1 protein-coding gene is annotated in these 276 nt (G+C 34.4%); it reads right to left on the bottom strand.

The window, feature by feature from the left end:
* On the bottom strand, window positions 1–276 hold a 276-nt coding region (locus SB752_RS32385; protein ID WP_410719495.1), incomplete at both ends, for a glycosyltransferase family 2 protein.

Raw genomic sequence — 276 nt, 5'->3', positions numbered from 1 at the left:
AAGCATTATTATAAGCGGATTTTCTGCGGTAATGATTTTGATGCAAAACAAGCTCACTGTCTATGATTTCAATCTGCATTTTCTTTAGTTTTATTCTGTGCAAAAACTCATTGTCATCATATGCAACACCTTCTGCATAAGCCGGATCAAAGCCTCCTAAATCATATAAATCTTCTTTCGTTATAGCACAACAGAAATGATAGGCAAAGGGTCTGAAAACAGTATGATTATACCAACTATTACTTCCGTCTCTGGTATTTTCAACATTGTTCTCTA

It is taken from the genome of Brevibacillus sp. SIMBA_040, assembly GCF_046535075.1.
Taxonomy (GTDB): domain Bacteria; phylum Bacillota; class Bacilli; order Brevibacillales; family Brevibacillaceae; genus Brevibacillus.
This window is presented reverse-complemented; position numbering and strand designations above follow the sequence as displayed.